The 25,371-nt window shown below is 59.9% G+C and carries 26 protein-coding genes; 20 read left to right on the forward strand and 6 right to left on the reverse strand.

The window, feature by feature from the left end; translation table 11 throughout:
* Window positions 1-5: 5 nt before the first annotated feature.
* The 5 genes from rsxE to OCV66_RS12140 all read left to right on the forward strand — a co-directional run bounded on the left by rsxE (window position 6) and on the right by OCV66_RS12140 (window position 3,052).
* Window positions 6-653, forward strand: a complete 648-nt coding sequence (gene rsxE, locus OCV66_RS12120) for an electron transport complex subunit RsxE (RefSeq protein WP_054327969.1) — start codon at window positions 6-8, stop codon at window positions 651-653.
* On the forward strand, window positions 654-1,265 hold the full coding sequence (gene rsxA / locus OCV66_RS12125; RefSeq protein WP_242977857.1) for an electron transport complex subunit RsxA: 612 nt from the start codon (window positions 654-656) through the stop codon (window positions 1,263-1,265). It begins immediately after the preceding gene.
* Window positions 1,266-1,284: 19 nt separating this feature from the next.
* Complete coding sequence (locus OCV66_RS12130) at window positions 1,285-2,193, forward strand: RnfABCDGE type electron transport complex subunit B (protein ID WP_054327968.1); 909 nt, start codon at window positions 1,285-1,287, stop codon at window positions 2,191-2,193.
* Entirely contained in the window at window positions 2,193-2,597 is a 405-nt protein-coding gene (locus tag OCV66_RS12135) for a Mini-ribonuclease 3 (RefSeq protein WP_054327967.1), read from the forward strand. Before OCV66_RS12130 ends, OCV66_RS12135 begins: the two co-directional genes overlap by 1 nt.
* Window positions 2,598-2,887: 290 nt before the next feature.
* A complete protein-coding gene (locus OCV66_RS12140) occupies window positions 2,888-3,052 on the forward strand; it encodes a ribbon-helix-helix domain-containing protein (protein ID WP_054327966.1) in 165 nt (54 codons plus the stop codon).
* A gap of 41 nt (window positions 3,053-3,093) precedes the next feature.
* Here the strand turns inward: OCV66_RS12140 and epsC are convergent, their stop codons facing one another.
* Complete coding sequence (gene epsC, locus OCV66_RS12145) at window positions 3,094-3,762, reverse strand: serine O-acetyltransferase EpsC (RefSeq protein ID WP_054327965.1); 669 nt, start codon at window positions 3,760-3,762, stop codon at window positions 3,094-3,096.
* Between the two features lie 144 nt (window positions 3,763-3,906).
* On the opposite strand from epsC, the gene OCV66_RS12150 reads away from it, so the two are divergent.
* The 4 genes from OCV66_RS12150 to OCV66_RS12165 all read left to right on the forward strand — a co-directional run bounded on the left by OCV66_RS12150 (window position 3,907) and on the right by OCV66_RS12165 (window position 8,476).
* Entirely contained in the window at window positions 3,907-5,109 is a 1,203-nt protein-coding gene (locus tag OCV66_RS12150) for a nucleotide sugar dehydrogenase (protein ID WP_107631126.1), read from the forward strand.
* A gap of 154 nt (window positions 5,110-5,263) precedes the next feature.
* Window positions 5,264-5,791: an RNA polymerase sigma factor gene (locus OCV66_RS12155; RefSeq protein WP_159068093.1), complete on the forward strand. Its 528-nt coding sequence runs from the start codon at window positions 5,264-5,266 to the stop codon at window positions 5,789-5,791.
* The gene (locus OCV66_RS12160) at window positions 5,788-7,254 is read left to right on the forward strand and encodes a hypothetical protein (RefSeq protein ID WP_147574454.1); all 1,467 of its coding nucleotides are present in this window, start codon (window positions 5,788-5,790) and stop codon (window positions 7,252-7,254) included. The genes OCV66_RS12155 and OCV66_RS12160 overlap by 4 nt, the downstream gene beginning before the upstream one ends.
* Window positions 7,255-7,345: 91 nt before the next feature.
* Entirely contained in the window at window positions 7,346-8,476 is a 1,131-nt protein-coding gene (locus OCV66_RS12165) for a peptidylprolyl isomerase (RefSeq protein ID WP_054327960.1), read from the forward strand.
* 61 nt (window positions 8,477-8,537) lie between these two features.
* Here the strand turns inward: OCV66_RS12165 and OCV66_RS12170 are convergent, their stop codons facing one another.
* The 4 genes from OCV66_RS12170 to OCV66_RS12185 are packed head-to-tail and all read right to left on the reverse strand — an operon-like array spanning window position 8,538 to window position 11,415.
* Entirely contained in the window at window positions 8,538-9,086 is a 549-nt protein-coding gene (locus tag OCV66_RS12170; RefSeq protein WP_054327959.1) for a peptidoglycan-binding domain-containing protein, read from the reverse strand.
* Complete coding sequence (locus OCV66_RS12175; RefSeq protein WP_147574455.1) at window positions 9,086-10,516, reverse strand: peptidoglycan-binding protein; 1,431 nt, start codon at window positions 10,514-10,516, stop codon at window positions 9,086-9,088. Before OCV66_RS12175 ends, OCV66_RS12170 begins: the two co-directional genes overlap by 1 nt.
* Before the next feature lie 6 nt (window positions 10,517-10,522).
* Window positions 10,523-10,954, reverse strand: a complete 432-nt coding sequence (locus tag OCV66_RS12180; protein WP_054327957.1) for a hypothetical protein — start codon at window positions 10,952-10,954, stop codon at window positions 10,523-10,525.
* Window positions 10,955-10,995: 41 nt separating this feature from the next.
* The gene (locus tag OCV66_RS12185; protein WP_082397314.1) at window positions 10,996-11,415 is read right to left on the reverse strand and encodes an asparagine synthase-related protein; all 420 of its coding nucleotides are present in this window, start codon (window positions 11,413-11,415) and stop codon (window positions 10,996-10,998) included.
* A gap of 141 nt (window positions 11,416-11,556) precedes the next feature.
* On the opposite strand from OCV66_RS12185, the gene OCV66_RS12190 reads away from it, so the two are divergent.
* The 6 genes from OCV66_RS12190 to OCV66_RS12215 all read left to right on the forward strand — a co-directional run bounded on the left by OCV66_RS12190 (window position 11,557) and on the right by OCV66_RS12215 (window position 18,133).
* A complete protein-coding gene (locus OCV66_RS12190; protein WP_054327955.1) occupies window positions 11,557-12,135 on the forward strand; it encodes a xanthine phosphoribosyltransferase in 579 nt (192 codons plus the stop codon).
* 255 nt (window positions 12,136-12,390) lie between these two features.
* Window positions 12,391-13,809, forward strand: coding sequence for a uracil-xanthine permease family protein (locus OCV66_RS12195; protein WP_054327954.1), 1,419 nt, complete (start codon window positions 12,391-12,393; stop codon window positions 13,807-13,809).
* Between the two features lie 177 nt (window positions 13,810-13,986).
* Complete coding sequence (locus OCV66_RS12200) at window positions 13,987-14,781, forward strand: FAD binding domain-containing protein (RefSeq protein WP_186950142.1); 795 nt, start codon at window positions 13,987-13,989, stop codon at window positions 14,779-14,781.
* A 3-nt stretch (window positions 14,782-14,784) separates the two neighbouring features.
* Window positions 14,785-15,249, forward strand: a complete 465-nt coding sequence (locus OCV66_RS12205) for a (2Fe-2S)-binding protein (RefSeq protein ID WP_054327953.1) — start codon at window positions 14,785-14,787, stop codon at window positions 15,247-15,249.
* Window positions 15,246-17,546 (forward strand): xanthine dehydrogenase family protein molybdopterin-binding subunit, encoded by a 2,301-nt coding sequence (locus OCV66_RS12210; protein ID WP_147574457.1) that lies wholly within the window; start codon window positions 15,246-15,248, stop codon window positions 17,544-17,546. Before OCV66_RS12205 ends, OCV66_RS12210 begins: the two co-directional genes overlap by 4 nt.
* The gene (locus OCV66_RS12215) at window positions 17,543-18,133 is read left to right on the forward strand and encodes a nucleotidyltransferase family protein (RefSeq protein WP_054327951.1); all 591 of its coding nucleotides are present in this window, start codon (window positions 17,543-17,545) and stop codon (window positions 18,131-18,133) included. The genes OCV66_RS12210 and OCV66_RS12215 overlap by 4 nt, the downstream gene beginning before the upstream one ends.
* Before the next feature lie 97 nt (window positions 18,134-18,230).
* Here OCV66_RS12215 and OCV66_RS12220 read toward each other — a convergent pair whose 3' ends face one another.
* Window positions 18,231-19,757 (reverse strand): recombinase family protein, encoded by a 1,527-nt coding sequence (locus tag OCV66_RS12220; protein ID WP_262564626.1) that lies wholly within the window; start codon window positions 19,755-19,757, stop codon window positions 18,231-18,233.
* A 533-nt stretch (window positions 19,758-20,290) separates the two neighbouring features.
* On the opposite strand from OCV66_RS12220, the gene OCV66_RS12225 reads away from it, so the two are divergent.
* From OCV66_RS12225 to OCV66_RS12245, 5 genes are all read left to right on the forward strand, one after another.
* The gene (locus tag OCV66_RS12225; protein WP_147574458.1) at window positions 20,291-21,400 is read left to right on the forward strand and encodes an NAD/NADP-dependent octopine/nopaline dehydrogenase family protein; all 1,110 of its coding nucleotides are present in this window, start codon (window positions 20,291-20,293) and stop codon (window positions 21,398-21,400) included.
* 36 nt (window positions 21,401-21,436) lie between these two features.
* On the forward strand, window positions 21,437-22,222 hold the full coding sequence (locus OCV66_RS12230; RefSeq protein ID WP_082397312.1) for an aspartate/glutamate racemase family protein: 786 nt from the start codon (window positions 21,437-21,439) through the stop codon (window positions 22,220-22,222).
* Window positions 22,223-22,346: 124 nt separating this feature from the next.
* A complete protein-coding gene (dctP, locus tag OCV66_RS12235) occupies window positions 22,347-23,405 on the forward strand; it encodes a TRAP transporter substrate-binding protein DctP (RefSeq protein ID WP_054327947.1) in 1,059 nt (352 codons plus the stop codon).
* 34 nt (window positions 23,406-23,439) lie between these two features.
* The gene (locus OCV66_RS12240; protein WP_242977969.1) at window positions 23,440-23,973 is read left to right on the forward strand and encodes a TRAP transporter small permease; all 534 of its coding nucleotides are present in this window, start codon (window positions 23,440-23,442) and stop codon (window positions 23,971-23,973) included.
* The gene (locus OCV66_RS12245) at window positions 23,973-25,277 is read left to right on the forward strand and encodes a TRAP transporter large permease (protein ID WP_054327945.1); all 1,305 of its coding nucleotides are present in this window, start codon (window positions 23,973-23,975) and stop codon (window positions 25,275-25,277) included. Before OCV66_RS12240 ends, OCV66_RS12245 begins: the two co-directional genes overlap by 1 nt.
* Window positions 25,278-25,371 lie beyond the last annotated feature (94 nt).

A 25,371-nucleotide genomic window follows, 5' to 3' on the forward strand; every position in this document is an offset into this window, starting at 1 on the left:
GCCAAATGAAATTTTCTGAACAGCTGAAAGCGGGCGTCATCCTCGACAACCCGATCTTCATGCAGACCATCGGCCTGTGTCCCGCACTGGCCACCACGACCTCGCTGTCCAACGCTATCGGCATGGGCGTTGCGGCGACCGTTGTACTGATCTGCTCCAACGTGGTTATCTCCGCGCTGCGCAAGTTTATTCCGGATAAGATCCGTATTGCGTGCTTTATCACCATTATCGCAACCTTTGTTACCATGATTGATCTGGCGCTGCAGGCGTTCGTACCCAGCCTTGCGGCTTCGCTGGGACTGTTCCTGCCGCTGATCGTGGTTAACTGCATTATCCTCGGCCGTGCCGAGGCGTACGCTTCCAAGAATAAGGTCCTCCCCTCCGCGCTGGACGGCGTGTGCATGGGTTTGGGCTTTGGCTTCGCGCTGGTCCTGATGGGCTTCTTCCGCGAGCTGCTGGGCGCGGGTACGGTGCTGTCCGGCCTGTCCACCCTGCTGCCTTTCCTGAGCTTCATTCCGGCGGAAGGCTTCGCCATCCCCGGCCTGAGCGCCAACCCGGCGGTCATGATGATCCTGCCGGCGGGCGGCTTCCTGATGATGGGTTTCATCTTCGCGGTGATCCAGAAGGTCATGGCCGGAAAGGAGGACAAGTAAATGTTTAACTTCCCTGATGCAATGGGCTTGACCGAGGTGCTGTCGCTCGCGGTGGCGGCCGTGCTGGTCAACAACTACATCCTTGTCCAGTTCCTGGGCTGCTGCTCGTTCTTCGGCGTTTCCAAAAAGACCGATACGGCCATCGGCATGGGCATGGCGGTCGTGTTTGTTATGGCGCTGGCGAGCGCGGTTTCCTGGGCGGTATGGTACTTCATCCTCGACCCGCTCGGCTTGGAGTACATGCAGACCATCGCATTCATTCTGGTTATCGCGACACTCGTGCAGTTTGTTGAAATGTTCATGAAAAAGGCGATGCCCGCGCTGTATTCCGCGCTCGGCATTTTCCTGCCGCTGATCACCACCAACTGCGCGGTACTCGGCGCGGCGATCTCGAATATTGACAACGGTTATTCCTTTATTGGTTCGATGGTTTACGGCGTAGGCGCCGGCCTCGGCTACACGCTGGCGATCGTGCTGTTCGCTTCGATCCGCGAGCGTCTGGACGCAACGGCCCAATGCCCCAAGTGCTTTGAAGGCTTCCCGATCGCGCTGGTTTCCGCCGCGCTGCTCGCTATGTCTTTCATGGGCTTCTCCGGCCTGTCGATCTGGTAAGCAAGGAGGAGGATAAGAAATGGATACCATGAATATTGTTTACGCGGTCGCTGTCCTGTTTATCATGGGCATCGTGTTCGCGATCCTGCTCGGCGTGGCGGCCAAGGTGTTCGCCGTCGAGGTGGATGAGCGCGTACCGCTGGTTCGCGAGTGCCTGCCGGGCGCAAACTGCGGCGGCTGCGGCTACCCAGGCTGTGACGGCCTGGCGGCCGCGATCGTGGAAGGCACCGCGCCGGTCAACGGCTGTCCGGTCGGCGGCGCGGCGGCTGCCGCCAAAATCGCCGAGGTTATGGGCGTAGCGGTTGAAGCGGGCGAGCGCAAGGTGGCGCATGTTTACTGCAACGGCGGCTGCAACGCGGTCGATAAGACCAAGTATGAGGGCTTGCAGGACTGCACCGCTGCGATGCGCGTCGCGGGCGGCCCCAAGGCTTGTGCGTACGGCTGCATGGGCCTCGGCTCGTGCGTCAAGGCGTGCGCGTTCGACGCCATTCATGTGGTGGACGGCGTTGCCAAGGTTGATACCGAAAAGTGCGTGGCCTGCGGCAAGTGCGTCGCGGCCTGCCCGAAGAAGCTGATCGACCTGGTTCCGGAATCCAAGAAGGTCCACGTCAACTGCGTGAACAAGGATAAGGGGCCGGAGGTCATGAAGGTCTGCGCGAGCGGCTGCATCGGCTGCAAGATGTGTGAAAAGACCTGCAAGTTTGACGCAATCCATGTGATCGACGGCGTTGCCAAGATCGATTACGACAAGTGCAAGAACTGTAAGATGTGCGCCAAGGCCTGTCCAAAGGGCTGCATCGAGCCTGTCCCGACCGAAGAGGAGAAGGCAAAGTTCAAGGAGATGCAGGCCAAGCAGGCTGCCGCCGCCAAGGCGAAGGCCGAGGCTGCAAAGGCCGCTGCCGCTGAAAAGGCGACTGAGGAACAGTAATGGATTATCTGCATCCCAAGCTGGATGACGCTGCTATCGCCCGCATGTCGAGCCTCGCGCTCGCCCATGTGGGCGATGCCGTTTATGAGGTCATGGTGCGCACCTGGCTGGCGTGCGGCGGCATGCAGACCGCGCGCAACCTGCACAGACATACGGTCGCGCTGGTGCGCGCCTCCGCGCAGGCGGAGGCGGCGCAGCGCATCCTTCCCCTGCTTGACGGGGAGGAACAGGACGTGTACCGTCACGGCCGCAACGCAAAGCCCAAGAGCGTGCCGCGCTCCTCGTCTGTTGCGGAATATGCGCAGGCGACCGCGCTCGAAGCGCTGTTCGGCTGGCTGTACCTTAAACAGAGGTATGGCCGCATCAACGAGCTGTTCGGCGTGATCGCGGAGGGGTTTCAGTGAAAAAGCGCCCCGTACTTTTGTACGGGGCGCTTTTATATCGTGAAGAAGTATCAAAAGGATAGGGTGACAGAATACCCAAGATAGTGAAAGGTATCAAAAGCACCAATGAACCAACCGACGAAAATGCCAAGCAAAAAAACCAAAAAAAAACAATAACAATGTAAGCAAGTGTTTTTTGATCCAAGTTATCATGATACCCATCTCCTGTGGTTATACTATATAATATTTTGTATGATAAATCAATATTAAGTATAATTTAATGGTATGCTGGATAACAAGAGGTGAGCGAAGTGAGGCCGTTGAAGGAACGAGTAACGATTACACTGGACAGCGATATTGTTGCCCGCCTGCGTGAATTGGCTGATGAAGATGCCCGCCCGTTTTCCCAGTACATCAACGTGATCTTACGAAAATACCTGCATGCGTTGGACAAAAAGAAACCGTCCGGAGAATAAAACAGGCAGGGGGCCGCGGCTCCCTGCCTGTTTTTTCGGTGTTATTCGTCTGCTTCGCGTTCCCGCTGTTCCTCGCGCTTGAGCCGCTGCTCGTTGGCGTATACGCGGCTTTGCAGGCGGCAAAGCTCCTGCGCGAGCGGATCGGGCAGGTTGACCTGGTCGAGATCGTAGGACGGGGAGGAAACGCGCTGCCCGTCAATCTTGACCACGCGCGCCTTGACGCCCACGACCGTGGAATTGGGTGGCACTTCCTGCAGCACCACCGCGTTCGCGCCGATGCGGCTGTTATCGCCCACGGTGAACGGGCCGAGCACCTTGGCGCCGGTCGCGATCAGCACGTTGTTGCCGATGGTCGGGTGGCGCTTGCCGGTGTCATGGCCGGTGCCGCCGAGCGTGACCCCGTGGTAGATCGTGCAGTCGTCTCCAATCTCAGCGGTTTCGCCAATGACGATGCCCATGCCGTGGTCGATGAACAGGCGGCGGCCGATGGTCGCGCCCGGATGGATCTCGATGCCGGTCATATGGCGGGCAAACTGGGAAAGCGCCCGCGCAAGGAAAAAGAGCTTGTGCTGATACAGCCAGTGTGCCTGGCGATGGTAGATCAGCGCGTGGAAGCCCTGGTACAGCAAAAAGACCTCCAGTGTTGTGCGTGCGGCGGGATCGCGGTCGCGGATTGAGCGCGCATCGTCCAGCAGGCCCTGAAAAATCATAAAGCATACATCCTATCGTTTGGGTATGAAATCGCTACAGTATCCATTATAGCGGTATTTGGGCAAAAATTCAAACACTACGTTGAATTTTGCGAAAAAAGTGGTATAATGTAAGAAGATTTTGCTGAATGAGGTACGAAAATTATGAAAATTACTGTCATGGGGCTGGGCTACATCGGCCTGCCGACCGCGATCACGCTGGCCGAGGCAGGGTTTGAGGTCTGCGGCTTTGACGTGAACGAAAAAACGATTGAGACGCTCAAGGGCGGCCATATTCATATCGTGGAGCCGGGCCTGCAGGAAGCGTTCGAGAAGGCGGTCGCCCACGGGCATCTGCATTTTTCCTCCAAGCTGACCCGATCGGATGTGTTCTATATCGCCGTGCCGACACCGTTCTACCAGGACGAAACCGGCAGCCACAAGGCTGACCTGAAATTCGTGGAGTCCGCGGGCCGCATGGCGGGCAAGGTGATCGAACCGTCCAATCTGGTCATTCTGGAATCCACCGTGCCGCCGCATACGACCGAGATGCTCGCGCGCGTGCTGGGCGAGGAGTCCGGCATCGATATGAACCGGCTGCACGTCGCGCATTGTCCGGAGCGCGTCATCCCCGGCAATATGATGTACGAGCTGAAGAACAACGATCGCATCGTTGGCGCGCGCACACCGGAAGCCGCCGAGATGGCGGCGTCCATCTATGAGAAGGTGCTGGAAAAGGGGGTCGTCCACAAGACTGACGACCTGACCGCCGAAATGTGCAAGCTGACCGAAAATACCTTCCGCGATGTCAATATTGCTTATGCCAACGAGCTGTCGGTCATTTGCGACAAAATGGGGATCGACGTGTTCGAACTGATCAAGCTGGCCAACTGCCATCCGCGCGTCAATATCCTGACGCCGGGCGTGGGCGTGGGCGGCCACTGCATCGCGGTAGATCCGTGGTTCATCTATGAGCAGTTTCCGGCCGAGGCCAAGGTTATCCTCGCCGCGCGCGAGCGCAACGAGAACAAGCCGCACTTTGTCGCGGGCAAGGTGGTATCCTCGCTCGCCAGGGTGACGGATACGGTCGGCGTGCTCGGCCTGAGCTATAAGCCGGATGTGGACGACCTGCGCGAGTCCCCCTCGATCGAGCTGTGCCATATTCTACAGGAAAAAGGCGTGAATGTGATCGCCTGCGAGCCGTTCGCAAAAGACGGCGAGGTGCAGGGCATCCCGAATGTACCCTTTGCGGAGGTTTTGCAGAAAGCGGACTATTTGGTGATTACATTGGGACATACTTTGTTTAAAGATAACAAAAAGTTGATTGCTGAAAAGCCGTATTACGACTGTGTCGGCTTGATGGAATAAACAAACAACGGAAAACGGCACAGCGGAACGCTGTGCCGTTTTTTCATCCCGCGGACGGCCCTGTATGTGGTTTACAAATTGAAAACAGGGCGTGGGTTCGGTGGGAAATTTCCGTAAGATAGAGTAAAGACAGATGGGGAAAGGGGGCGGCGGTATGGATGACAGAATCACCGAGCTGCTGTCCGCGGGCGACCAGGAGGGTATCGCCCTGCTGCAGAAGCAGTACGGCAATATGGTGCGGTACATCGTGCGTGGTATCCTGCGGGACGAGCAGGATGTGGAGGAATGCGTCAGCGACGTCTACCTGCGCGTTTGGGACCGGTTCGGCACATTCCGGAGCGATCGGGGCAGCCTTGCGGCCTGGGTGACCGCGGTGGCCCGCAACACGGCGGTGGATTGCCTCCGGCGGCGGCATACGCCAGAGGAGACACTGGAGGAGCGGACGGGCGCGTCCCCCTCGCCGGAGGAGGAAGTGCTGCGTCGGGAACGCGCCGCACAGCTCCGGCGCGCGGTGGATGCGCTGAGCAACAACGAAAGGCTGCTGTTTTACCGCAAGTATTATTATCTGCAGTCCACCGCGCAGATCGCCGCCGAGCTGGGCTTGACCGAGCGGGCGGTCGAAGGGCGACTGTACCGCCTGCGCGGCCGGCTGCGCAGGCTGATGGGAGGTGATGCGCTATGACCGGACGGGAACAGGAGGAATTCGACCGTTATCTGGAACAGGAGCTTGGGGAAGCCCTGCCGCGCGAGAGCGCGGTCGGGGAGGTCAATCCTTGGGACACGCCCATCCGCTATATCGTCTGGGGCGTGATCCTCACGCATATTGGGCTGGAATTCCTGTACCTGCAATACCTGATGCCTATGATCGGCGTGCTGCTGTCCTACCTGGGCTTCCGGTCGCTGCGGCGGTGCGGCGCGGGGTTCCGCGCGGCATGGGCGCTGGCCCTTGCAGAACTGGTCTGGCAGGCAGTGTATCTCGGCCTTTTGGTCACGCCGCACCTGCCGGAGGGATCGTGCGCCGTCGCCCTTGGCCTTGTGCATACGGCGGCGGGGATCGTACAGCTTTGCGCGCTGCGGGCGGGCCTCCGGCGCGTGTACGAGCAGGCAGGCGTCGCACCCGAGGGCGACCCGCTCCGCTCGGCGGTTGTCTGGCAGCTCATGTGCGTTGCGCTGGCGCTGTCGCCGCTGTCGCACAGCTGGCTGGCGGGGATTCCGATGCTCGTTGCGTTTGTTGTGATTGTCAAAGCCATGTTCCGCATCAGCGACGGGCTGGGCGACGCGGGCTACTGCCTGACCGCTGCGCCGGTGCAGGTGAGCGGCAAGCGCTTCGGCTGGTGCTATGTTGCACTGTGCGCGGCGTTGGTGGTGGGCGGCAGCCTGTGGGTCAACCATCCCCGGCTGGACGCGCAGCCGCGGCCCACGCCTGAGATGGCGGCGGAGCGGCAGGCGTTGGCGGCGCTCGGCATGCCGGAGAACGTGGCGGCCGACTTGTCCGACGAGCATGTGGCCGTGCTGGAGGGCGCGCTCTATGTGGAAAGCGTTCAGGAACAGATGCTTTTTGACCCGGGCGAGGGCCGCGTCAGCAACATGCCGGAGAATTATCCGGAGGGTTATTCCGAGAGCGCGGAATGGATGGATGTCAGCGCCGTGTATATCGAGCTGCCGGGCAACCGCATGGCGGTGCTCAACCACTTTGCATGGCGGCGGGGCGCGGCCTGGTGGGGCGATGCGCTGGCGCTGCTGTGGCAGGATGAGCCGGCGGAGCTGATTGGCGGCGTCCTGCTCTATGAAAAGGACGGGCAGAGCTATACGGCCGCGATGCCCAACCTCAAAAACGAAATGGTGACCACGACCGATTGGGTTTTCGGCGTACAGACCGCGCCGCGCATCACCGGCACGGTCAGTTACCCGTTCGGCGCGCAGGCGCAACGCGGCTACACGCTGTATATCATCGAGCTGGAAGGCAGCAACGTGTTCGGCGGCGCGAACCTGATTTACTGCCACCGCCGGCAGCCGGTCAGCCTCCCGTACCGCGCGCCGGAAGAGCTGACGCAGGGGTGGAGCGGAAAAAATCTGCAGAACAGCTATACCAATTACGCGACACGGGAATACCGCGAGTGGGAGAAGAACGACGGCGCTTTGTGACGTTTTTGTGTTTTTCCTTGTATAGAACGGAAAACAGTGCTATAATAACAAAAGTCTGTTTAGTTTTTTGCAATACAAGGAGAGTCGGAATATGAACAAATGGGTACAGCGTATTGCCGCGCTGGTCGTTTTGCTGGCAATCGTACTGGGCATCACCTACTGGCAGGGCTCCAAGGTATCGGTTTCCTATCAGCCGATGGGGGAGGATTCGCCTGTCGTGATGACGGTCAACGGCGATGAGGTCAGGGCGGAGGAATTCGCAACCTACATGATCTATAACATGAAGTACTACGAAAACATGTATTCACAGTACGGCATGATGGGCCTGTGGAGCGACGACAGCTCGGCCGAGATGCTGGGCGTGATGATGCCGGGCTTTGCCAAGGACCAGGCGGTCTACTCGCGCGTTGTGCTGGAGCAGTTTGAAAAGGCCGGTCTGGAGCTGTCCTACAGCAACCAGAAAGAGCTGTCTACCCTGCGTAAGGACACCATTGACCAGGCAGGCGGCTACGACGGCTATCTGCAGAAGATCGCGCAGCTCGGCTTCAACGACCAGACCTATATGAATTTCCTGTATATCACGCAGTGCTACTCCGCGCTCAACGAGTATTATTACGGCTCGGACGGGATCGACAAGCCGACGGACGAGGAGTTGATGGAGCACTTCCGCGACAACTACATCTCGGCCAAGCATATCCTGATCCTGACCGTCGACCCCTCGACAGGCGAGACGCTCCGCACGGACGAGGAGGCCAGGGCGCTGGCGCAGTCCATCCTGGACCGCATCAACGCGGGCGAGGACTTTGACGCCCTGATGAACGAATACAGCGAGGACGGCGGCTTGGAAGGCAATCCGGACGGGTATATCTTTACCGAGGGCGATATGGTCACACCGTTCTACGAGGGCGCCAAGGCGCTGGCAGAGGGCGAGGTTTCCGACCTTGTCAAGAGCGACTACGGCTATCATATCATCCAGCGCACGGCGCTCGATTACGAAAACCAGTTCATCAATTATCAGGCTGACCTGGCCACGCAGATGGGCCGGACGATGGACGCGCTCCTCAGCCAGTGGATGACCGAAGCAGAGGTCGAAACCACCGACGTGTACGACGAGATCAACTATAAGAACGTATACGATTACGCGCCGGCAGGAGTCGCGGAGATTCTGAACGGCTCGGACTCGGACGACAGCGCGGCTTCCGATGAAGCGGCCGCGGAATAAGCGGGAAAATCAAAAAGGACGTTCCGGAAGGGAGCGTCCTTTTTTGCTACGAAAACGGGTATCAGAGCTCCGCAAGCAGCCAGGGAAGCGGCGTGCGGCCGAAGAAGCTGTTGTGAAACAGGGCGAGCGCTTCCCAAGTGGCGCGGTCGGTCACGCCGTTCTGTGGGAGCAGGAACACCCCTTGAGCAAGGCGGACAGCGTCCGCTGTCGCGCGGTCGTATTCTCCGGTGAGCGGAACAGGGGTCACGGAGGAAAAATGGGGCACCGCCGAGGAAAGCAGGAGCTGCAGAACAAGGACAGACGGGCCCTTGTCTCCGGCAGCCAACTGCCCGTCAGAACCGGCAGGGGAAAAGGAGACTGCGGCAGGCAGCGTGTCGCCCAAGAGCAGGAGCAGATAGGCTTGGTAAATTGCAGTCCATGTTTCATAGCCGGCCGTGCCGGTAACGAGCAGGCCGTTGCGGCGCTGGAAATCGCGTACCGCCGCCGCGGTTTCCGGACCGAAGATGCCGTCCGGAACCAGTGGATGGACATGTGCCTGATCGAGCTGGATACGGCGCAGGAAGGTCTGCAGGTCAAAAATATGCGCGCGGCGCTGTGCTTCGCTGTACATCAGGCGCTTGCCTCCTCTCCCACCGGATAGCCGGGGTACTGCCCCTCGCTGGTTTGACTGCCCGCAAGCACATCGCTGGCGAGCTGCGCCATATACTCCCAGGTCAGCGGGCCGATGGCGCCGGTGGCGGGCAGGCCGACCAGCGCCTGCACGACCGAGACCGCGTCGCGCGTCGCGGGGCCGAAAATACCGTCAATGCCGACGGCCGGCACCTCCGGATAGGAGCGCGCGATAATATTGATCACCTGCTGCGCCCGACGCACCTCTTCACCGCGCATGCCTTCCACCAGGAAGATCTCGGGCAGGCCGGCAAGCTCCTGTAGCCATTCCTGCTCGGGGCGGGCCGCCAGAATGGACTGGTAGGTGGAAAGCAGCTCGTTCCAGGTCGTGCGGTCCACAGCGCCGGTTTCCGGCAGGCCCATCATACGCTGATAGGCGGTAACGGCCTCGCGCGTCTGGGGGCCGAAGACGCCGTCCAGCTGATTGATCTGCCAGCGGGGGAGCTGGTCGTAATATTCTCCCGCCACGGCCAGAAAATATTGCAGAAGCTGCACGCCGGGGCCGGTCGCGCCTTCGCGCAGTTCGGTTGGAAACTGACGCGAAACATCCTCCAGCCGCAGCCCTTCGCTGTCCAGCTCGCTCAGACGTTTCACATTGTTATATATGAAGGCGATGCGATACCAAGTGGACTTGCCGACGATCCCGTCTACCGCAAGGTTGAACTGCTGCTGGAACGCGCGCACAGCGCGCTCGGTGTCCGCGTCAAAAATTCCGTCCACGGGATAGATCTTGGGAATGTTGGGATAGTTGGTCGAGATGCGGTTGAGCCGGTTCTGGATGATGCGGACCTCCTCTGACACGTCGCCCAGCCGGAATGTGACGCCCGGCCAGGAGCCGCCGAGGTTGGGGGCGATGGGTGCGTTGCGTACAAAGTTGATGTCGTCCCCGTAAAAGGAACGCACAATCTCCTCCGCGCTCATGCCCTGCTCGGCGAGCGGGACCGTACCCCACTGGCTCAGCCCGCCCGGGCAGGTCGTGGTCGTGCCGTTGCAGTACTGGGCGAACAGCGGCTCGATTGCTTCGCCGCGCGTCAGATAGTTGTTGAACATATCGTCCACGATGGTGGAGATGTTCTCAAAGATATCGCGCCCAGGGACGAAGGACTGATCGTAGCGCGTGGAATTTGTGATGTCGAAATCATAGCCCTGCGCGCGGTACCATTCGGTAAACACACGGTTGAGAGCATAGGATGTCTGCGCGTAGATGTTGGCGCGGATCGCCTCCTCCGGCCAGGTGGGGTAGATCTCAGACGAGGCTACATTTTTGATATAGTCGGCAAAGGGAACGGTGATGTTCTGCGCGTTGGATGAGGGCGCGCCAAGATGCACGGTGATCGTTTCCGGAATAACGACGGGGGATTGTTCAGGCAATTTCGTTCACTCCTCTCCGCCCGTTTCGGAATGGTATAGCACCTGTGGGTCGCCGGTGGCGGTCAGATCGGTCTGGCTGGACGGCTGGTTTTCCTCCAGCGGGGTCAGCGCGACCGGCAGCACGGCTGGAATGCCGGGAAACATGGGGATATGCAGAGCGGTAAGCGGCGTATAGCCCTCCTTGGCAACTTCTACGGTATAGAGGGAAAACGGCGTGCCACTGTCCGGTGTCATGGAGTTGGACAGCGGCGGGGTGGGTAGCTCCATGGGCGGCGTCATGCCGTTCTGATCGGTGCGGACGCTGTAAAGCAGCGTCCGTTCACCGGGTTGGTCGGCTGCGGTGGATACAGTCACGGAAGCGCCCGCGAGGGGGAGCGCGCCTAGCGCGGTCGTTACGACAACACGCAGCACGGCCGAGCTGGTAGCGGGATCGGGCATGGATAGCGACCTCCTGTATGATTGGATGGATGTGCCGGTGGTCAGGCCAGACGGACCTTATACTGCTTGAACCACCGGTCGAGCTGCACGATATAGGCGAAGATCTGCGGCGTGCGCATAAGCTGGCCGTACCACGGCTCGGCAAGGCTTTCCGGCCGCTCCATCAGCGCCTCCACCGCGGCATGGTCGAACAGGGCGGAGGCGATGGATTCGCTGTCCGCGAAAATGCGGCGCACATAGTCGGCGCACAGGCGGGTATAGACCGGATGAAAGGTCTTGGGATACGGGCTTTTCTTGCGCCAGACGATCTCCTCCGGCAGCATGGCTTCAAAGGCCTTGCGCACAACGCCCTTTTCCCGCCCGTCCAGCGCCTTGAACGCCCACGGCATATTATAAGCATATTCCACGATGCGGTGGTCGCAGAACGGCACGCGCACCTCCAGGCCGGAATACATGCTCATGCGGTCCTTGCGGTCGCGCAGCGTTGCGGGAGGATACGGGAGCCTCTGGAAAAAAGGTCGAAAAAAAGCTATACAGCCGGACGGAAAAATGGTATGCTTTATAACAAAGATACTTCAGTACGGACAAGGAAGAACGCGACCATGGAACTTTTGAAAGAACGGATCAGAAAAGACGGTGTGATCAAAGAGGGTAATGTGCTCAAGGTTGACAATTTCCTCAATCATCAAATGGATATCGGTCTGTTTAACGAGATCGGCAGGGAGTTCAAGCGCCGGTTTGCGGACGAGCGGATCGATAAGATCCTGACGATCGAGGCCTCCGGCATCGGCATTGCGGCGATCGCGGCGCAGTATTTCGGCGTACCCGTTGTATTCGCCAAAAAAGCGCAGTCGATCAACCTGGACGGGACCATGTTGTCCGCGCCGGTCGAATCGTTTACCCACAAGCGCCGGTATGAGGTCATTGTTGCCAGCCGCTTCCTGCGGCCCGGGGAAAACATCCTGATTATCGACGATTTCCTGGCCAATGGCTGCGCGGCCATGGGCCTGTGCCAGATTGTCGAGGCCGCGCACGCGCGCGTGGCCGGTATTGGCATCGTGATCGAAAAGGGCTTCCAGTGCGGTGGAAAGCTGCTGCGGGAAAAGGGGCTGCGCGTGGAATCTCTCGCCATCGTGGACGGGATGGATGCGGCAACCCAGACCGTGCAGTTCCGCGACTGAGCGCGCTGCAGGGACCGTATGAAAAAAACCGGCTGGATTCAGCCGGTTTTTTTCATACGGTCCGGTAAGACGCACCGAAATGCAGACGGGATATGGCAAAAAAGGCCAACGCGGCCGGATTTTGGGCGGCCGGACTTGAACCAAATGTAGAAAATGCGGGATTTGGACAAAAAATTGTCAAACTGAGTGGGACAAAACAGGGATATTTGTTATAATGGGGGTATCATTTCACTAAATCAAAACAGGGAGGACAATATGGAAAACGAAAAGAAGGAGCAATCCTTTTTCGGGCCGTATAACTTCACGGCCAAAATCCCGCTGGGGCAGGCGATTCCGCTGGGGCTGCAGCATGTGCTGGCGATGTTCGTCGGCAACCTGACCCCCATCCTGATCATCACCAGCGCGTGCGCCGCGATGAGCGACGCGGAGCAGTTCGCGGCGGTCCAGGTGTCGCTGCTGCAGAATGCAATGCTGGTGGCGGGTATCGTCACGCTGGTACAGCTTTTCTCGATCGGGCCGGTGGGCGGCAAGGTGCCGATCATCATGGGTACCAGCTCGGGCTTTATTGGCGTGTTTCAGAGCGTGGCGCAGGTGATGGGCGGCGGCATCCTCGCCTATGGTGCGATGATGGGCGCGTCCATCATCGGCGGATTGTTTGAAGGCGTGCTGGGCTTTTTCCTCAAGCCGTTGCGCCGGTTTTTCCCCGCGGTCGTCACGGGTACGGTCGTGCTGTCCATCGGCCTGTCGTTGATCAGCGTGGGCGTGGCCTCGTTCGGCGGCGGCAGCTCGGCGCAGGACTACGGCTCGGTGGAAAACCTGCTGGTGGCGCTGGCCGTGCTGGTGGTCATCCTGGTGCTCAAGCACTGTTCGAAGGGCATGCTGAGCTACTCCTGCATCCTGATCGGCATTATCGTTGGCTATGTGATCTGCGCGGTGCTGCCGTTGTTCCTGCCCACGACAGGGGTAACGGCCGAGGGCGTGGAGTACACTAAGGCGTGGGTGCTCAACTGGGACAAGGTTGCCCAGGCAAGCTGGTTCGCGGTGCCTGAGCTCATGCCGGTGCCGGTCGTGTTCGACGTGCGTGCGATCGCGCCGGTGATGATTATGTTCATCGTTACCGCGGTGGAGACTGTGGGCGACATTTCCGGCGTGATGGAGGGCGGCATGGGCCGCGAGGCGACCGATAAGGAGCTTTCCGGCGGCATCGTGTGCGACGGGCTTGGCTCCTCGTTCGCGGCGGTATTCGGCGTGCTGCCGAATACCTCGTTCAGCCAGAACGTGGGCTTGGTCACGATGACCAAGATCGTCAACCGTTTCGCGCTCGCGTGCGGCGCGGTGTTCCTCATCCTGTGCGGCCTGCTGCCCAAGCTGGCGGCGCTGGTGTCGATCATGCCGCAGAGCGTGCTGGGCGGTGCGGCGGTCATGATGTTTTCGTCCATCGTGATGAGTGGCATCCAGCTCATCACCCGCGAGCCGCTGACCGCGCGCAATATGACCATTGTTTCGGTCGCGCTCGGCCTAGGCTACGGCCTGGGCGCGAATACCGCGGTCCTGGCGGGGCTGCCGCAGGCGGTGCAGCTCATTTTCGGCGGCTCGGGCATCGTACCCGCGGCGTTCGTGGCGATTTTGCTAAACGTGCTGCTGCCCCAGGAGAAAAAAGAGGAAAACGCATAGGCTTTTTCCCGTAGGCACAGAGGATACCGGCTTCCGGCGCACAGGCGCGCCGGAAGCCGGTTGTGCGTCAGGGAGACGTTGTTATTGACAAAGGATAACGAAAAAGCGCGCGGCAAATTGTTTTTTGCGCGCGCACATGCTATGATAAGCACATCAGACCATACGGAGGGAACAGCTTTGTTGACGATCGGGCAATATGTCAGGCCGGAGAGCCTGGACGAAGCGTACGCGCTTTGTCAGAAAAAAAGCAGCGTAGTGCTGGGCGGTATGCTCTGGCTCAAGATGCAACACAGGAGTGTTGGGACGGCAATCGACCTGTGCGGGCTTGGGCTGGACCGGATCGAAGAGACAGAAACGGGATACCGCATCGGTGCGATGGTCCCTCTGCGCGCGCTCGAGACGCACGCGGGCCTGGCCGTGCTGACGCAGGGTGCGATGGCCGAGGCGCTGCGCCATATTGTGGGCGTGCAGTTCCGCAACTGCGCCACCGTGGGCGGCAGCCTGTGGGGACGGTTCGGTTTTTCGGACGTACTGACGCTGTTTCTCGCGCTGGACGCGGCGGTCACGCTGCATCATGCGGGCGAAATGCCGCTTGCGGACTTTGCTGCGCTGCCGCGCGTCACGCGGGATATTTTGACGCACGTCACCCTCCCCAAAGCGTCGCAGCGGGCGGTTTATCTGTCCCAGCGCAACATCTCGACCGACTTCCCTGTGCTGGCCGTGGCGCTCAGCGAGCGGGACGGCCGGTATACATGCGCCGTTGGCGCGCGCCCCATGCCCGCCGCGGCGTTTGCGGACGAGAAAGGCGCGCTTGCACAGGGTATCACAGAGGACAGCGCGCGCGCGTTTGCGGCCGATATCGCTGCCCGAGCGGTGCTGGGCGGCAACCTGCGCGCGGGAGCGGATTACCGCTGTGCGGTCTGCGAGGTACTGGTGCGCCGCGCGGCACTCGCGCTCAGTAAGGAGGGATAAGGCATGGAGATCAAACTGACGCTCAACGGCAGGTCGCTGACCGCGTCCATCGGCGCGGATACCCTGCTGATCGACCTGGTGCGCGACCATGGCTGCTATTCGGTCAAGCGCGGGTGCGAGACCGCCAACTGCGGCCTTTGCACCGTACTGCTGGACGGTACGCCTGTACTGTCGTGCAGCGTGCTCGCCGCGCGCGTGGCGGGGCGCCATGTGCAGACCCTTGAGGGTCTGCAGGAGGAAGCTGCGGACTTTGTCGGCTTTATCGCCGACCAGGGCGCGGAGCAGTGCGGCTTCTGCAACCCGGGCTTTGTGATGAACACCATCGCGCTGCTGCGAGAGAACCACGACCCGACCGACGACGAGATCCGCGCCTATCTTGCGGGCAACCTGTGCCGCTGCTCGGGGTATGAGGGGCAACTGCGCGGCATCCGAGCGTATCTGGACAGCCGGAAGGAGGCGCGGGCATGAGTGAGAACCGCTTCCGCGTGGTGAATCAGCCCGTGCGCAAAAAGGACGCCATGCAGCTCCTGCTTGGCAGGCCCGCCTATGTGGACGACGTGACCCCGCATGACTGCTTGGTGGTCAAGGTGCTGCGCTCGCCGCACGCCCACGCGCTGATCGAGGAGATCAATACGGACATTGCGCGCAAGGTGCCGGGCATCGAGTGCATTTTCACCTACAAGGATGTGCCGCAAAAACGCTTTACTATGGCGGGGCAGACCTTCCCCGAGCCGTCGCCCTACGACCGGCTGATCCTCGACCGGCGCGTGCGCTTCGTGGGCGACGCGGTGGCGGTCGTCGCGGGCGAAACCGAAAAAGTGGTGGATAAGGCGCTGGAGCTTATCAAAGTGAAGTATCAGGTGCTTGAGCCGCTGCTTGACTTCCGCGCGGCCAAGGATAACGCAATTCTCGTGCATCCGGAGGAGAACTGGCGCTCGCTCTGTCCGGTCGGGGCGGACAACCGGCGCAACCTGTGCGCGAGCGACATCTGCGGCGACGGGAACGTGGACGCGGTGCTGGCCAGCTGCGACGAGGTCGTGGATCGCGTCTACCACACCAAGGCCTGCCAGCAGGCCATGATGGAGACTTTCCGCACTTACACTGAGATCGACCACTACGGCCGCCTGCACATCGTGTCCTCCACGCAGATCGTGTTCCATGTGCGGCGCATCATCGCCAACGCCTTGGACATCCCCAAGAGCAAAATCCACGTCGAGAAGCCGCGCATCGGCGGCGGCTTCGGCGCGAAGCAGACGGTCGTGGCCGAGGTGTACCCTGCGCTCGTCACGTGGAAAACCGGCAAGCCTGCCAAGATGATCTACTCCCGCGAGGAGTGCCAGATCGCCGGCTCGCCGCGTCACGAGATGGAGGTGCATGTGCGCGTGGGCGCAAATAAGGACGGCGTGATCCGCGCGATTGACGTATACACCCTGTCCAACACGGGCGCGTTCGGCGAGCACGGCCCGACCACGGTCGGCCTGTCCGGCCATAAATCCATCCCGCTGTACACAGGCAATCTCGAGGCGTTCCGCTTCGCCTACGACGTAGTGTATACCAACGTGCAGGCCGCGGGTGCGTACCGCGGCTACGGCGCGACGCAGGGCATCTTCGCGGTCGAGAGCGCGGTCAGCGAGCTGGCGGCGCGGCTGGGTATCGACCCGGTTGCGATCCGCGAAAAGAACATGGTGCGCGAGGGCCAGGTCATGGCCGCGTACTACAACGAGCCGGCGAGCGCTTGCGCGCTCGACCGCTGCATGGCGCGCTGCAAGGAGCTGTTCGGCTGGGACGGAAAATACCCCGTGCGCGACATGGGGAATGGTAAGGTGCGCGCCGCGGGCGTGGCCATGGCCATGCAAGGCTCGGGTATCTCGGGCGTGGACGTGGGCTCCGCGACCCTCAAGCTGAGCGACGAGGGCTTCTATAACCTGATGATCGGCGCGGCGGACATGGGTACGGGCTGCGACACCATCCTCGCCCAGATGGCGGCCGAGTGCCTGGACTGCTCGGTGGACGATATCACGGTGTTCGGCGCGGACTCGGACGCATCGCCCTACGACTCGGGCTCGTATGCGTCCTCGACCACCTACGTCACTGGCAAGGCGGTCGAAAAGGCGTGCAGCCAGCTCAAGGAGAACATCTGCGCGGTCGCGGCGGACCTGCTGGGCTGCGCGGCAGACGGGCTGGAATTCGCGGGCCGCACGGTGCGCAAGCTGGACGGCACGGGCGAGGTCACGCTGTTCGACATTGCGACCAAGTCCATGTGCGGCAACGGCACAGCGGTCGAAGCCACGGCCTCGCACTCCTCGCCGGTTTCGCCCCCGCCGTTTATGGTGGGCATGGTTGAGATCGAGCTGGACACCGAAACCGGCCAGGTAGACGTTTTAGATTACACCGCGGTCGTGGACTGCGGCACGCCGGTCAACCCCAGCCTCGCGCGGGTGCAGACCGAGGGCGGCATCGTGCAGGGCATCGGCATGGCGCTTTTCGAGGACGTGACCTACGAGCCGACTGGACGCATCATGGAAAATTCGCTGATGCAGTACAAGCTCCCCACCCGTCTGGACATGGGCAGACTGCATGTGGAGTTTGAATCCAGCTACGAGCCGACCGGCCCGTTCGGCGCCAAGTCGATCGGCGAGATCGTCATCAACACGCCCTCGCCCGCGATCGCGCACGCGATCTACAACGCCACCGGCGTGTGGCACCGCGAGCTGCCTATCACGCCGGAAAAGGTGCTGCGGGGCATCCGGCGCGGGCAGGCATGACGCATATCCTGTTTCTTGCGGGCGGGAGCGGCCGCCGCTTTGGGGAAAACAAGCTGCTGTATCCATTAGAGGGCAGGCCGCTCTACCGTCACGGGCTGGACATGCTCGCTTCGCTTGCCAAAACGCGGGACGACTGTACGCTGGCCGTGGTCTCGCGGTACGGCGCGGTGCTGGACGGCGCGCGGGCACTGGGCGTGCGCGCTGTGTACAGTCCGGATAGTGAAAATGGCCTGTCCTGCACCATCCGCGCGGGACTGGACGCGCTTGCGCTGCAGGCGGGCGATTTCGTCGCCTTTGTCGTAGCCGATCAGCCGTACCTGACCGCTTCCACCATGGCACGCCTGCTGGATGCGGCCCGACCGGGCGTACCCTGCGCGCGCGTGTGCTGCGGCGGACGGCTGGGCAACCCCGCGCTGTTCGCCGCAGCGCTTGTGTCCGGCCTGTACGCGCTCACAGGCGACGAGGGCGGCCGCGCGTTGCTCCGGCGGCCGGACTGCGTGCTCGTCCCTGCGGACAGCGCGCGCGAATTGTATGATGTTGATACAAAAAGCCAGCTCCCTTTCCTGGAAAAGCAAACCAAGGCATGAAAGCGCTGCGGAAAAGCGGCCGGCCGCTGCTACGGGGAATACCGGATCGATCCGCCAGAACGGACGGAGGCCTAACGGCCTTCGTCCGTTTTTTTATTCAGGCGCCATAGGGCAAACGGAACACGACCTCGACGGTATCGTCGCCGACGACGACCCGCCGGATAGCCGCCTGCGCAATCTTCTTCTTTTCGGGAATGGTGTAATCCGGCCACTCGGTCAGAATGGCCTGGAAAAACGGCTCCAGATCGTCCTGCGGATGGGTGTAGAGCAGGGCGTCGCGCTGGCGCTTCAGCTCGGACAGGGCGTGGTTGGCCTCGTGGATCTGCGCGGAAACGATATGTATGACATCGGTCTCGCGAACGTGCGCAAGGTTTCGCGTGAGCTGGCCGATCTCGTCTTCCTGCTGGGCGATGGCGGCCGCAAGCCGGTTGAGGCGGGCGTCGGGACGGCGCTGCGTTTGGGGGGCCACCGCACGGTAGCTGCGCAGGAAATCGAGCAGGCGCGTCTGGACTGCTTCCTCGATCTGCTCCAGCGTCACGACCGTGCCGCGGCCCGGGCAGACCGCGTTCCCGCGCTTATGCCCGCCGCAGTTGATATAGTGGCCGCGCATGCCGGCGGGCTTGTTGACCACAGTGATCGCGTAGCCGCATTTTTGGCATTTCATCAAGCCGGACAGCCAACTGTGCGTCCCTGCGCCGCTACTGCACAGCGTCCGGTTGCGGTCGAGCTTGCGCTGCGCTTCCAGCCAGCACGCAGCGTCCACGATCCCCTCGTGCGGCGCGAGGGTGATAAAGCTGCCGGACAGGTCGGACAGGCGGTGGCCGGACTGGTGCGGCGCATAGCAGTAGCAGCCGTGCCGCTGGTCATAGGCGTCAATTGGATCGTTCATCGTGGCGCCCTTGCCCTGCAGATAGCAGTAAACCGCGGCGTCCGCCCGCACGAAAGCGGGGCTGCGCAGCAGGCGCCCCAGCGGCAGCGTCGACCAGCTCCCGCCGCGCGCGGTGTGGTACCCGCCCGCGTTCAGCCAGCGCACCAGCGAGCCCAGCGTTTCCCCATCCTGCAGGTAACGCGCATAGAGCGAGGCCATCAGCGCGGACTGCACGGGATCGGCCACATAGCAGGCGGTTCGTTTGCCGCCTATCGTGGTTTCCCCCTTGCTGAAGCCGAACGGTGGCCGGCCGCCCAGATACATGCCGGCTTTCGCACGGGCAAAATAATTGTCAGTGACGCGGCGCTGGATGGTTTCGCGTTCGAACTGCGCGAATACCATCATGATCTGCGCCATGACCGTGCCGGAGGGGGAGTCGTCGAGCGTAAGGCCCTCGGCGACCGATTGGAAGTGGACGCCGCGCGCCGACAGCTGGGCGCACAGGCCGGTAAAGTCATGGACCGAACGGCTGATGCGGTCCAGACGGTAGACCAGGATCTTGTCAACCAGGCCGTTTTCCGCGTCGTGAAGCAGCCGCTGGAGCGCGGGCCGGTTGATGGTTTTGCCGGAAAAGCCCTTGTCCGTGTACACCCGGCAGGACTGCAGCTCGCGTGTAGTGAGCGCGCCGCGGCAGAGCTGCGCCTGCTGCTCGACCGATATACTGTCCGCGCGTTCCACGGACTGTCGGGTATAGATGGCGACCGTACAGCGTTCTCCTTTCTGTGCGTTTTACGAGGCGGGGATGACCGCTATGCCGGTTTTGCCGGAAGCGGGCGTGCGAAGCCTTGCCGGATCCGGCAGAGCTGCGCCTTGAATTCGCCCTGCGTCACCGGCGGGTCGCAGGGCTCGATGCTGACCGTCGTTGTCATGGGGGAGGCCTCCTTTCGCGAAATGGCGGGGAACCACGGGAGAAAGACAAGGACACGGGCAGGGTGTGCGCCCTGCTTTTATCGTATGCCTGAATGGGGGTGGAGAGAACCGGACGCGGCGGTGTTTGCGGCGGCGCCGGAAAAATAGAAAAGCAGCATAAAAGTGCATAAGGCGCGGGGGAAGAAATTTGTTCGTTTCGTCCATGTTGTCGTATGGTATGATGCAGAAACGGCCCGCTTGATAAAAAAATTTAATCCATATCGTAGGATGTAGTATTTTGTGGACTATGCTAATATCGAAATACAAACCACAGGCGATATTTGTTGATTCTATCAAAATGCTGAAAGGATGAATGGGTTATGACACCGAAAAAAATTGCAGTTTTGGGCGGCGGCAACGGCGCGCACACGATGGCGGCAGAGTTTGCGTTTAAGGGACACACGGTCAATCTGTACGAAATGCCCCAGTTCAAGGGCAACATGAAAAAGGTTTTCGAAACCAAGACCATCCGACTGAAAGGCAATATCAAGGAGCTGCAGGGGCCGGTCGAGCTGAATATGGTCACTGACGATATCGCCGAGGCAGTGGAAGGCTGCCGGTATATCTGCCTGGTAGCGCCGGCGTTCACCCACCTGGGCTACGCCAAGCTGCTCAAGGGCCATCTGCATAAGGATCAGATTGTCGTCACCTATCCGGGCGCGTTCTCCGCGCTGGTCATGAAAAACATATTCGGCGACGATCCGGACTGCCCGATCTTCGCGGATGCGAACAACCTGCCGTATGACTCCCGTCTGACCGCCCCTGGCTCGGGCGAGGTCAACGTATTCGGCCGCAACCCGATCAATATTGCGTTCCTGCCGGCGGATAAGGGGCCGGAGCTGATCGACGAGATGCGCGAGGATCTGTTCCCGTTTGAGAAAATCTACCATGACTGCCTGGAGTGCGGCCTTGCGATCGTCAACCCCGATTGGCACGCCGGACCGGTGCTGTTCAACATCTCCCGCATTGAAAGCCCGCAGGTCAATTTCTTCTTGTACGAGCACGGCTGGACGCCCTCCGCGTGCCGCCTGAACATCGCGATGGATAAGGAGCGCAAGGCGCTGGGCAATGTGCTGGGCTACAACCTCCGCCCGATGGAGGATTTCGCCGGCCGTCCGGACGACTATGAATGGACCTGGCAGGATCTGTATAAGGAGGGACATGGCTCGATCGGCCTGACGCCGATCTGCGGCCCGAACGACCTCAGCAGCCGCTATCTGACCGAGGATATCCCGTTCGGACTGGTTCCATGGGCGGCGATCGCCGAGGTGGTGGGCGTTCCGATGCCGCTGACCAACGGCTTCATCGACATCATCAATATCGTACATGAGCGCGACTGGCGCGCCGAAGGCTGCGGCCTGGACGAGTTGGGCATCGAGGGCATGGACAAGGATACACTGCTCGCCTATGTGCGCACAGGCAAGAAGTAAATAAAAAACATCTGACAGCGAAGAGAGGGAAACGCCATGAGCAAGATCATTCGAAATTGGGGCTATATGGGTCCCAATACACCCAACAGAAGATACGATACAACGGAAGGTCAGCTGATGAACGGCTTCCCGATCGGTATTCTTCAGTTGTGGGCGCATCTTCCGTTCTTTCCCGGCAACGTATCCAATGCCTATACCTACGACTTTCCAGTAAAATTCATCGAGGTGAAAGGCTCGGGCATCGATAATATCCTGGCGGGCGATATGTCGTTGGTGGATAATATCGTGGCTGCCGCCAAGCAGCTGGAAATGGATGGGTGCCGCGCGATCTGCGCGAACTGCGGCTTCTTCGGCCATTATCAGAAGCTGGTCGCAGACCAGCTGGACGTACCCTGCTACCTGTCCTCCATGGTGCAGGTGCCGTGGGTGCTGGTCGGCCTGAAATCCGATCAGAAGGTCGGCATTATGACTGCAAACAAAAACACGCTGACCAAATCGCTGTTCGAGGCGTGCAGCATCAGCGAAGAGCTGCAGAAGCGCTGCGTGGTATACGGCGCGCAGGACGAGGAGGAGTTCCCCAATATCCTAACTGGAAAGGGCGGCCTGGATTACGACAAGGTGGGGGATGAGCTTTCCGGCATCGCGCACCGCATGATCGAGGAGAATCCGGATATCGGCGCGATCCTGCTGGAATGCACGGATATGCCGCCTTACGCGCACCGCCTGCAGGCAGAGCTGAACCTGCCGGTATACGATGCGATCACGCTGATCAAATACGTTAAGTCCACGGTAACGCAGACCCCTTATTACGGCTTCCTTTGAAAGCCGGACCGAACGCAGGCATCTGTGCCGCCGCAATGCGCGCGGCACAGATGCTTAGGATTTCACGGGGAGATGGGTATACAGTCCGAAACAAAGAAATTGGAGAGAAAGGGAGCGATCATCAATGAAACATCTGGGAAAGAGAATTATCAGCCTGGCCCTGCTGGGCGCTATGGGCGCATCCACGCTGGCGCTGGGCGGATGCGGCAACTCCAGCGGCGCAACCAACGCGGACGGCGAGCAGACATATGAACTGCGTTTAGCCACGCTGTATCCGGCAGACCATGAAATGACCATTGCCGTGCAGGCCGCGTGCGACAAAATCGAAGAGGAAACCGGCGGGAACGTCAAGATCCAGATTTACCCCTCCGACCAGCTGGGCGATTATACCTCGGTTTATGAGGAGATCATGAAAGGCACGATCGACCTGATGGTCAGCGGCGTGCTTACGACATATGATTCCAATCTGGAAATTATGAACATACCATATCTGGCCAGTTCATATGAGGAAGCAAAGGAGTATATCGTTAATCCCGATTCGTATTTCTTCCAGACGGTCCTGGAACACCAGAGGAATTTGAATATTGAAACCCTGGGTATCTATCTTGCCGGCGCGCAGGGAGTCGGTGCTGCCAAGGTCATCGATAATCTGATGGATCCAAATGCAGCAAAGCCGTATTTGATTCGCTGCCCCTCGACGGACGGTTATCTGTGGACCGCAGAAGGATTTGGTTTTAACAGCGTAACAATTAACTACAGCGAGCTTTATTCCTCCCTCCAGACCGGCGTATGTGACGGCTGGCTCGGCGGCGGTGCTTATGTCAATTATCTTAGCTTCCGCGATGTTTTAAAATATTTCGGAGATGCGCGCTGCAGTTTTGAAAGTATCATCTGTATTATGACCAAGGATTTGTACGACGGTATGCCTGCTGAGTACCAAACCATTATCAGCGATACGTTTGCAGAATCCACAATGAGCTTTGCAGACCAGATGGAGGGGCTGGACGAGCAGGCGATGCAGGATATGGAAGCCATGGGTATCGAGATTTACCGGCCGACAGAGGAAGAATATGAAACGATGCGCGAGCATTTCCGCACCAACGTATGGCCGAAGTACGAAAACACGCTGGATACGGAAATATTCAATTCACTGATAGCAAACGGCCTGCGGGAGGCTGCATAGCATATCCGGAAGGAGGAATCGTGCAGTGGCGATCATGGATAAAATCCAAAATAATATCATATTCCGCGCGTTGCTGAAAGTGGAATCTGCCGTAATGATTATCACCAGCATCCTGGCGGCCGGCATTGTGTTTGTCGGCGTGGTGATGCGGTATATCCTGCAGATGAACTTTTTCGGACAGGAAGAGGTCCTGTGCGTTGTGGCAATGTGGCTTTATTGGTTTGGCGGCATCTACGGAAGCTACGAAGGCTCGCATATCAAGGGCGATATGCTGTCGTCGGTGTTCAAGTCGCCGCGCTCCAAGAAGATTGTGGAACTGGTCATCCAGGCGGTCAGCTTTGTGGTGATTTTGGTGTTCTGCATTTGGGGCTTTGAGTATATGGCGTTCAACCTCAGGTTCAATGCCGTGACGACCGGCCTGAAAATCCCCATGTCCCTTTCGCAGATGCCGCTGCTGGTCGGCTTTCTGCTGATGGAACTGTACACGGTGTTTAACTTCTTCCGTGTGTTACTGGATAAGGATTTCGGCAAGGCGAAAGAGCCTGCGGAGGAAGGGGGAAGCGAGTAATGGAATTGGGTGTTGCATTTGCAATCCTGCTGGTCTGTATTGTCGTGGGCGTACCGGTCGTGTATTCGTTCGGTGCGGCGACGATCTGGCTCGTGCTGACGCTCGGCTTCGACGCCTCCTTCGTGTTCACCACAGTTTACAGTAAGATGAACAGCTCGGTGCTGATCGCGATCCCGCTGTTTATCATTCTGGGTGCGATTATGGAAAAGGGCGGCGTCGGCAGCGCGCTGGTCAATTTTGTAGAGGCCTTTACCGGTCGTGTCAAGGGCGCGCTGTGCGCGGTGTCTTCGGTAGCCTGCGCGGTATTCGGCGCGATCTGCGGCAGCGGCGCGGCGACTCTGTCCTGCATCGGCTCGATCATGGCGCCGAAAATGCGCGAGCGCAACTATCCGATGGGGGTTGCGGCGGCCGTCCTGGCCTGCGCCGCGCCGATCGGCATGCTTATCCCGCCAAGCTCGATTCAGATACTGTTTGCATGGTCGGGCAACCTCTCGGTTTTGACCTGCTTTATGGCAACGGTCATCCCAGGCATTATCCTGACGATACTTATCGGTATCTGCGGCATTGTCATGTGTAAAAAGTATCCGGATGTCATGGTCACGGAAAAGATGTCGCGGAAAGATTGGATGTCCAATACCTACCGCTCCACCGTACACGCCATTCCGGCGCTGTTTATGCCGATCATCGTGCTGGGCGGCATCTACGGTGGCTTTATGACCCCGTCTGAGGCGGCCGGCGTGGCGATCGTTTACTCGATCCCTGTCAGCATTCTGATTTACCGAGGGACCAAGATGAGGGAACTGGGCCGCACCTTCAAGGAATCCGCGGTCACCACCGGCGTTATCATGGTTATGCTGGGCACCATCATGGTCGTCAGCCGCATTCTGGTCATGAACAACGTTCCATCCATGATTCTGGACGCACTGCTCACCGTGACCGGCAACAACAAGTACTTGGTTCTGCTGATGATTAACATTTTTATGGTCATCATCGGCATGCTGATGGATGACGTCAGCGGCACCCTGCTGGTGGCGCCGATCCTGTTGCCGATTGGCATGGAGCTTGGCGTGAACCCCTATCAAATGGCGGCTATTCTGGGCGTAAACCTCGGCATGGGCAACGTAACCCCGCCGACCGCGCCGTTCCTCTACCTGGGCGGGCGTATCTGCAAGGTGGACACCAAGAGCATGATGAAGCCGATGCTGACGATCATCGCCTTCTGCTATGTGCCTACGCTGATCCTCACCACCTACATACCGGAGCTTTCGCTCTGGCTACCGCGCTTGATTATGGGTTCGGTTTGACCCGCCGATAGAAAAGGATTATCTGTTTCTTCGCTGAAAGGGGCCGCGCTGTAACCTGACAGCGCGGCCCCTTCCGGCAAAAAGCGTATCGAAA

It is taken from the genome of Agathobaculum ammoniilyticum (genome assembly GCF_025567315.1).
Classification (GTDB): domain Bacteria; phylum Bacillota; class Clostridia; order Oscillospirales; family Butyricicoccaceae; genus Agathobaculum; species Agathobaculum ammoniilyticum.

Excerpts from the sequence above, each read along its gene's own strand:
- rsxE (WP_054327969.1), top strand. The coding sequence starts at position 6 with ATGAAATTTTCTGAACAGCTGAAAGCGGGCGTCATCCTCGACAACCCG.
- rsxA (WP_242977857.1), top strand. The coding sequence starts at position 654 with ATGTTTAACTTCCCTGATGCAATGGGCTTGACCGAGGTGCTGTCGCTC.
- OCV66_RS12130 (WP_054327968.1), top strand. The coding sequence starts at position 1,285 with ATGGATACCATGAATATTGTTTACGCGGTCGCTGTCCTGTTTATCATG.
- OCV66_RS12135 (WP_054327967.1), top strand. The coding sequence starts at position 2,193 with ATGGATTATCTGCATCCCAAGCTGGATGACGCTGCTATCGCCCGCATG.
- epsC (WP_054327965.1), bottom strand. The coding sequence starts at position 3,762 with ATGATTTTTCAGGGCCTGCTGGACGATGCGCGCTCAATCCGCGACCGC.
- OCV66_RS12150 (WP_107631126.1), top strand. The coding sequence starts at position 3,907 with ATGAAAATTACTGTCATGGGGCTGGGCTACATCGGCCTGCCGACCGCG.
- OCV66_RS12155 (WP_159068093.1), top strand. The coding sequence starts at position 5,264 with ATGGATGACAGAATCACCGAGCTGCTGTCCGCGGGCGACCAGGAGGGT.
- OCV66_RS12160 (WP_147574454.1), top strand. The coding sequence starts at position 5,788 with ATGACCGGACGGGAACAGGAGGAATTCGACCGTTATCTGGAACAGGAG.
- OCV66_RS12165 (WP_054327960.1), top strand. The coding sequence starts at position 7,346 with ATGAACAAATGGGTACAGCGTATTGCCGCGCTGGTCGTTTTGCTGGCA.
- OCV66_RS12170 (WP_054327959.1), bottom strand. The coding sequence starts at position 9,086 with ATGTACAGCGAAGCACAGCGCCGCGCGCATATTTTTGACCTGCAGACC.
- OCV66_RS12180 (WP_054327957.1), bottom strand. The coding sequence starts at position 10,954 with ATGCCCGATCCCGCTACCAGCTCGGCCGTGCTGCGTGTTGTCGTAACG.
- OCV66_RS12185 (WP_082397314.1), bottom strand. The coding sequence starts at position 11,415 with ATGAGCATGTATTCCGGCCTGGAGGTGCGCGTGCCGTTCTGCGACCAC.
- OCV66_RS12190 (WP_054327955.1), top strand. The coding sequence starts at position 11,557 with ATGGAACTTTTGAAAGAACGGATCAGAAAAGACGGTGTGATCAAAGAG.
- OCV66_RS12195 (WP_054327954.1), top strand. The coding sequence starts at position 12,391 with ATGGAAAACGAAAAGAAGGAGCAATCCTTTTTCGGGCCGTATAACTTC.
- OCV66_RS12205 (WP_054327953.1), top strand. The coding sequence starts at position 14,785 with ATGGAGATCAAACTGACGCTCAACGGCAGGTCGCTGACCGCGTCCATC.
- OCV66_RS12210 (WP_147574457.1), top strand. The coding sequence starts at position 15,246 with ATGAGTGAGAACCGCTTCCGCGTGGTGAATCAGCCCGTGCGCAAAAAG.
- OCV66_RS12215 (WP_054327951.1), top strand. The coding sequence starts at position 17,543 with ATGACGCATATCCTGTTTCTTGCGGGCGGGAGCGGCCGCCGCTTTGGG.
- OCV66_RS12225 (WP_147574458.1), top strand. The coding sequence starts at position 20,291 with ATGACACCGAAAAAAATTGCAGTTTTGGGCGGCGGCAACGGCGCGCAC.
- OCV66_RS12230 (WP_082397312.1), top strand. The coding sequence starts at position 21,437 with ATGAGCAAGATCATTCGAAATTGGGGCTATATGGGTCCCAATACACCC.
- dctP (WP_054327947.1), top strand. The coding sequence starts at position 22,347 with ATGAAACATCTGGGAAAGAGAATTATCAGCCTGGCCCTGCTGGGCGCT.
- OCV66_RS12240 (WP_242977969.1), top strand. The coding sequence starts at position 23,440 with ATGGATAAAATCCAAAATAATATCATATTCCGCGCGTTGCTGAAAGTG.
- OCV66_RS12245 (WP_054327945.1), top strand. The coding sequence starts at position 23,973 with ATGGAATTGGGTGTTGCATTTGCAATCCTGCTGGTCTGTATTGTCGTG.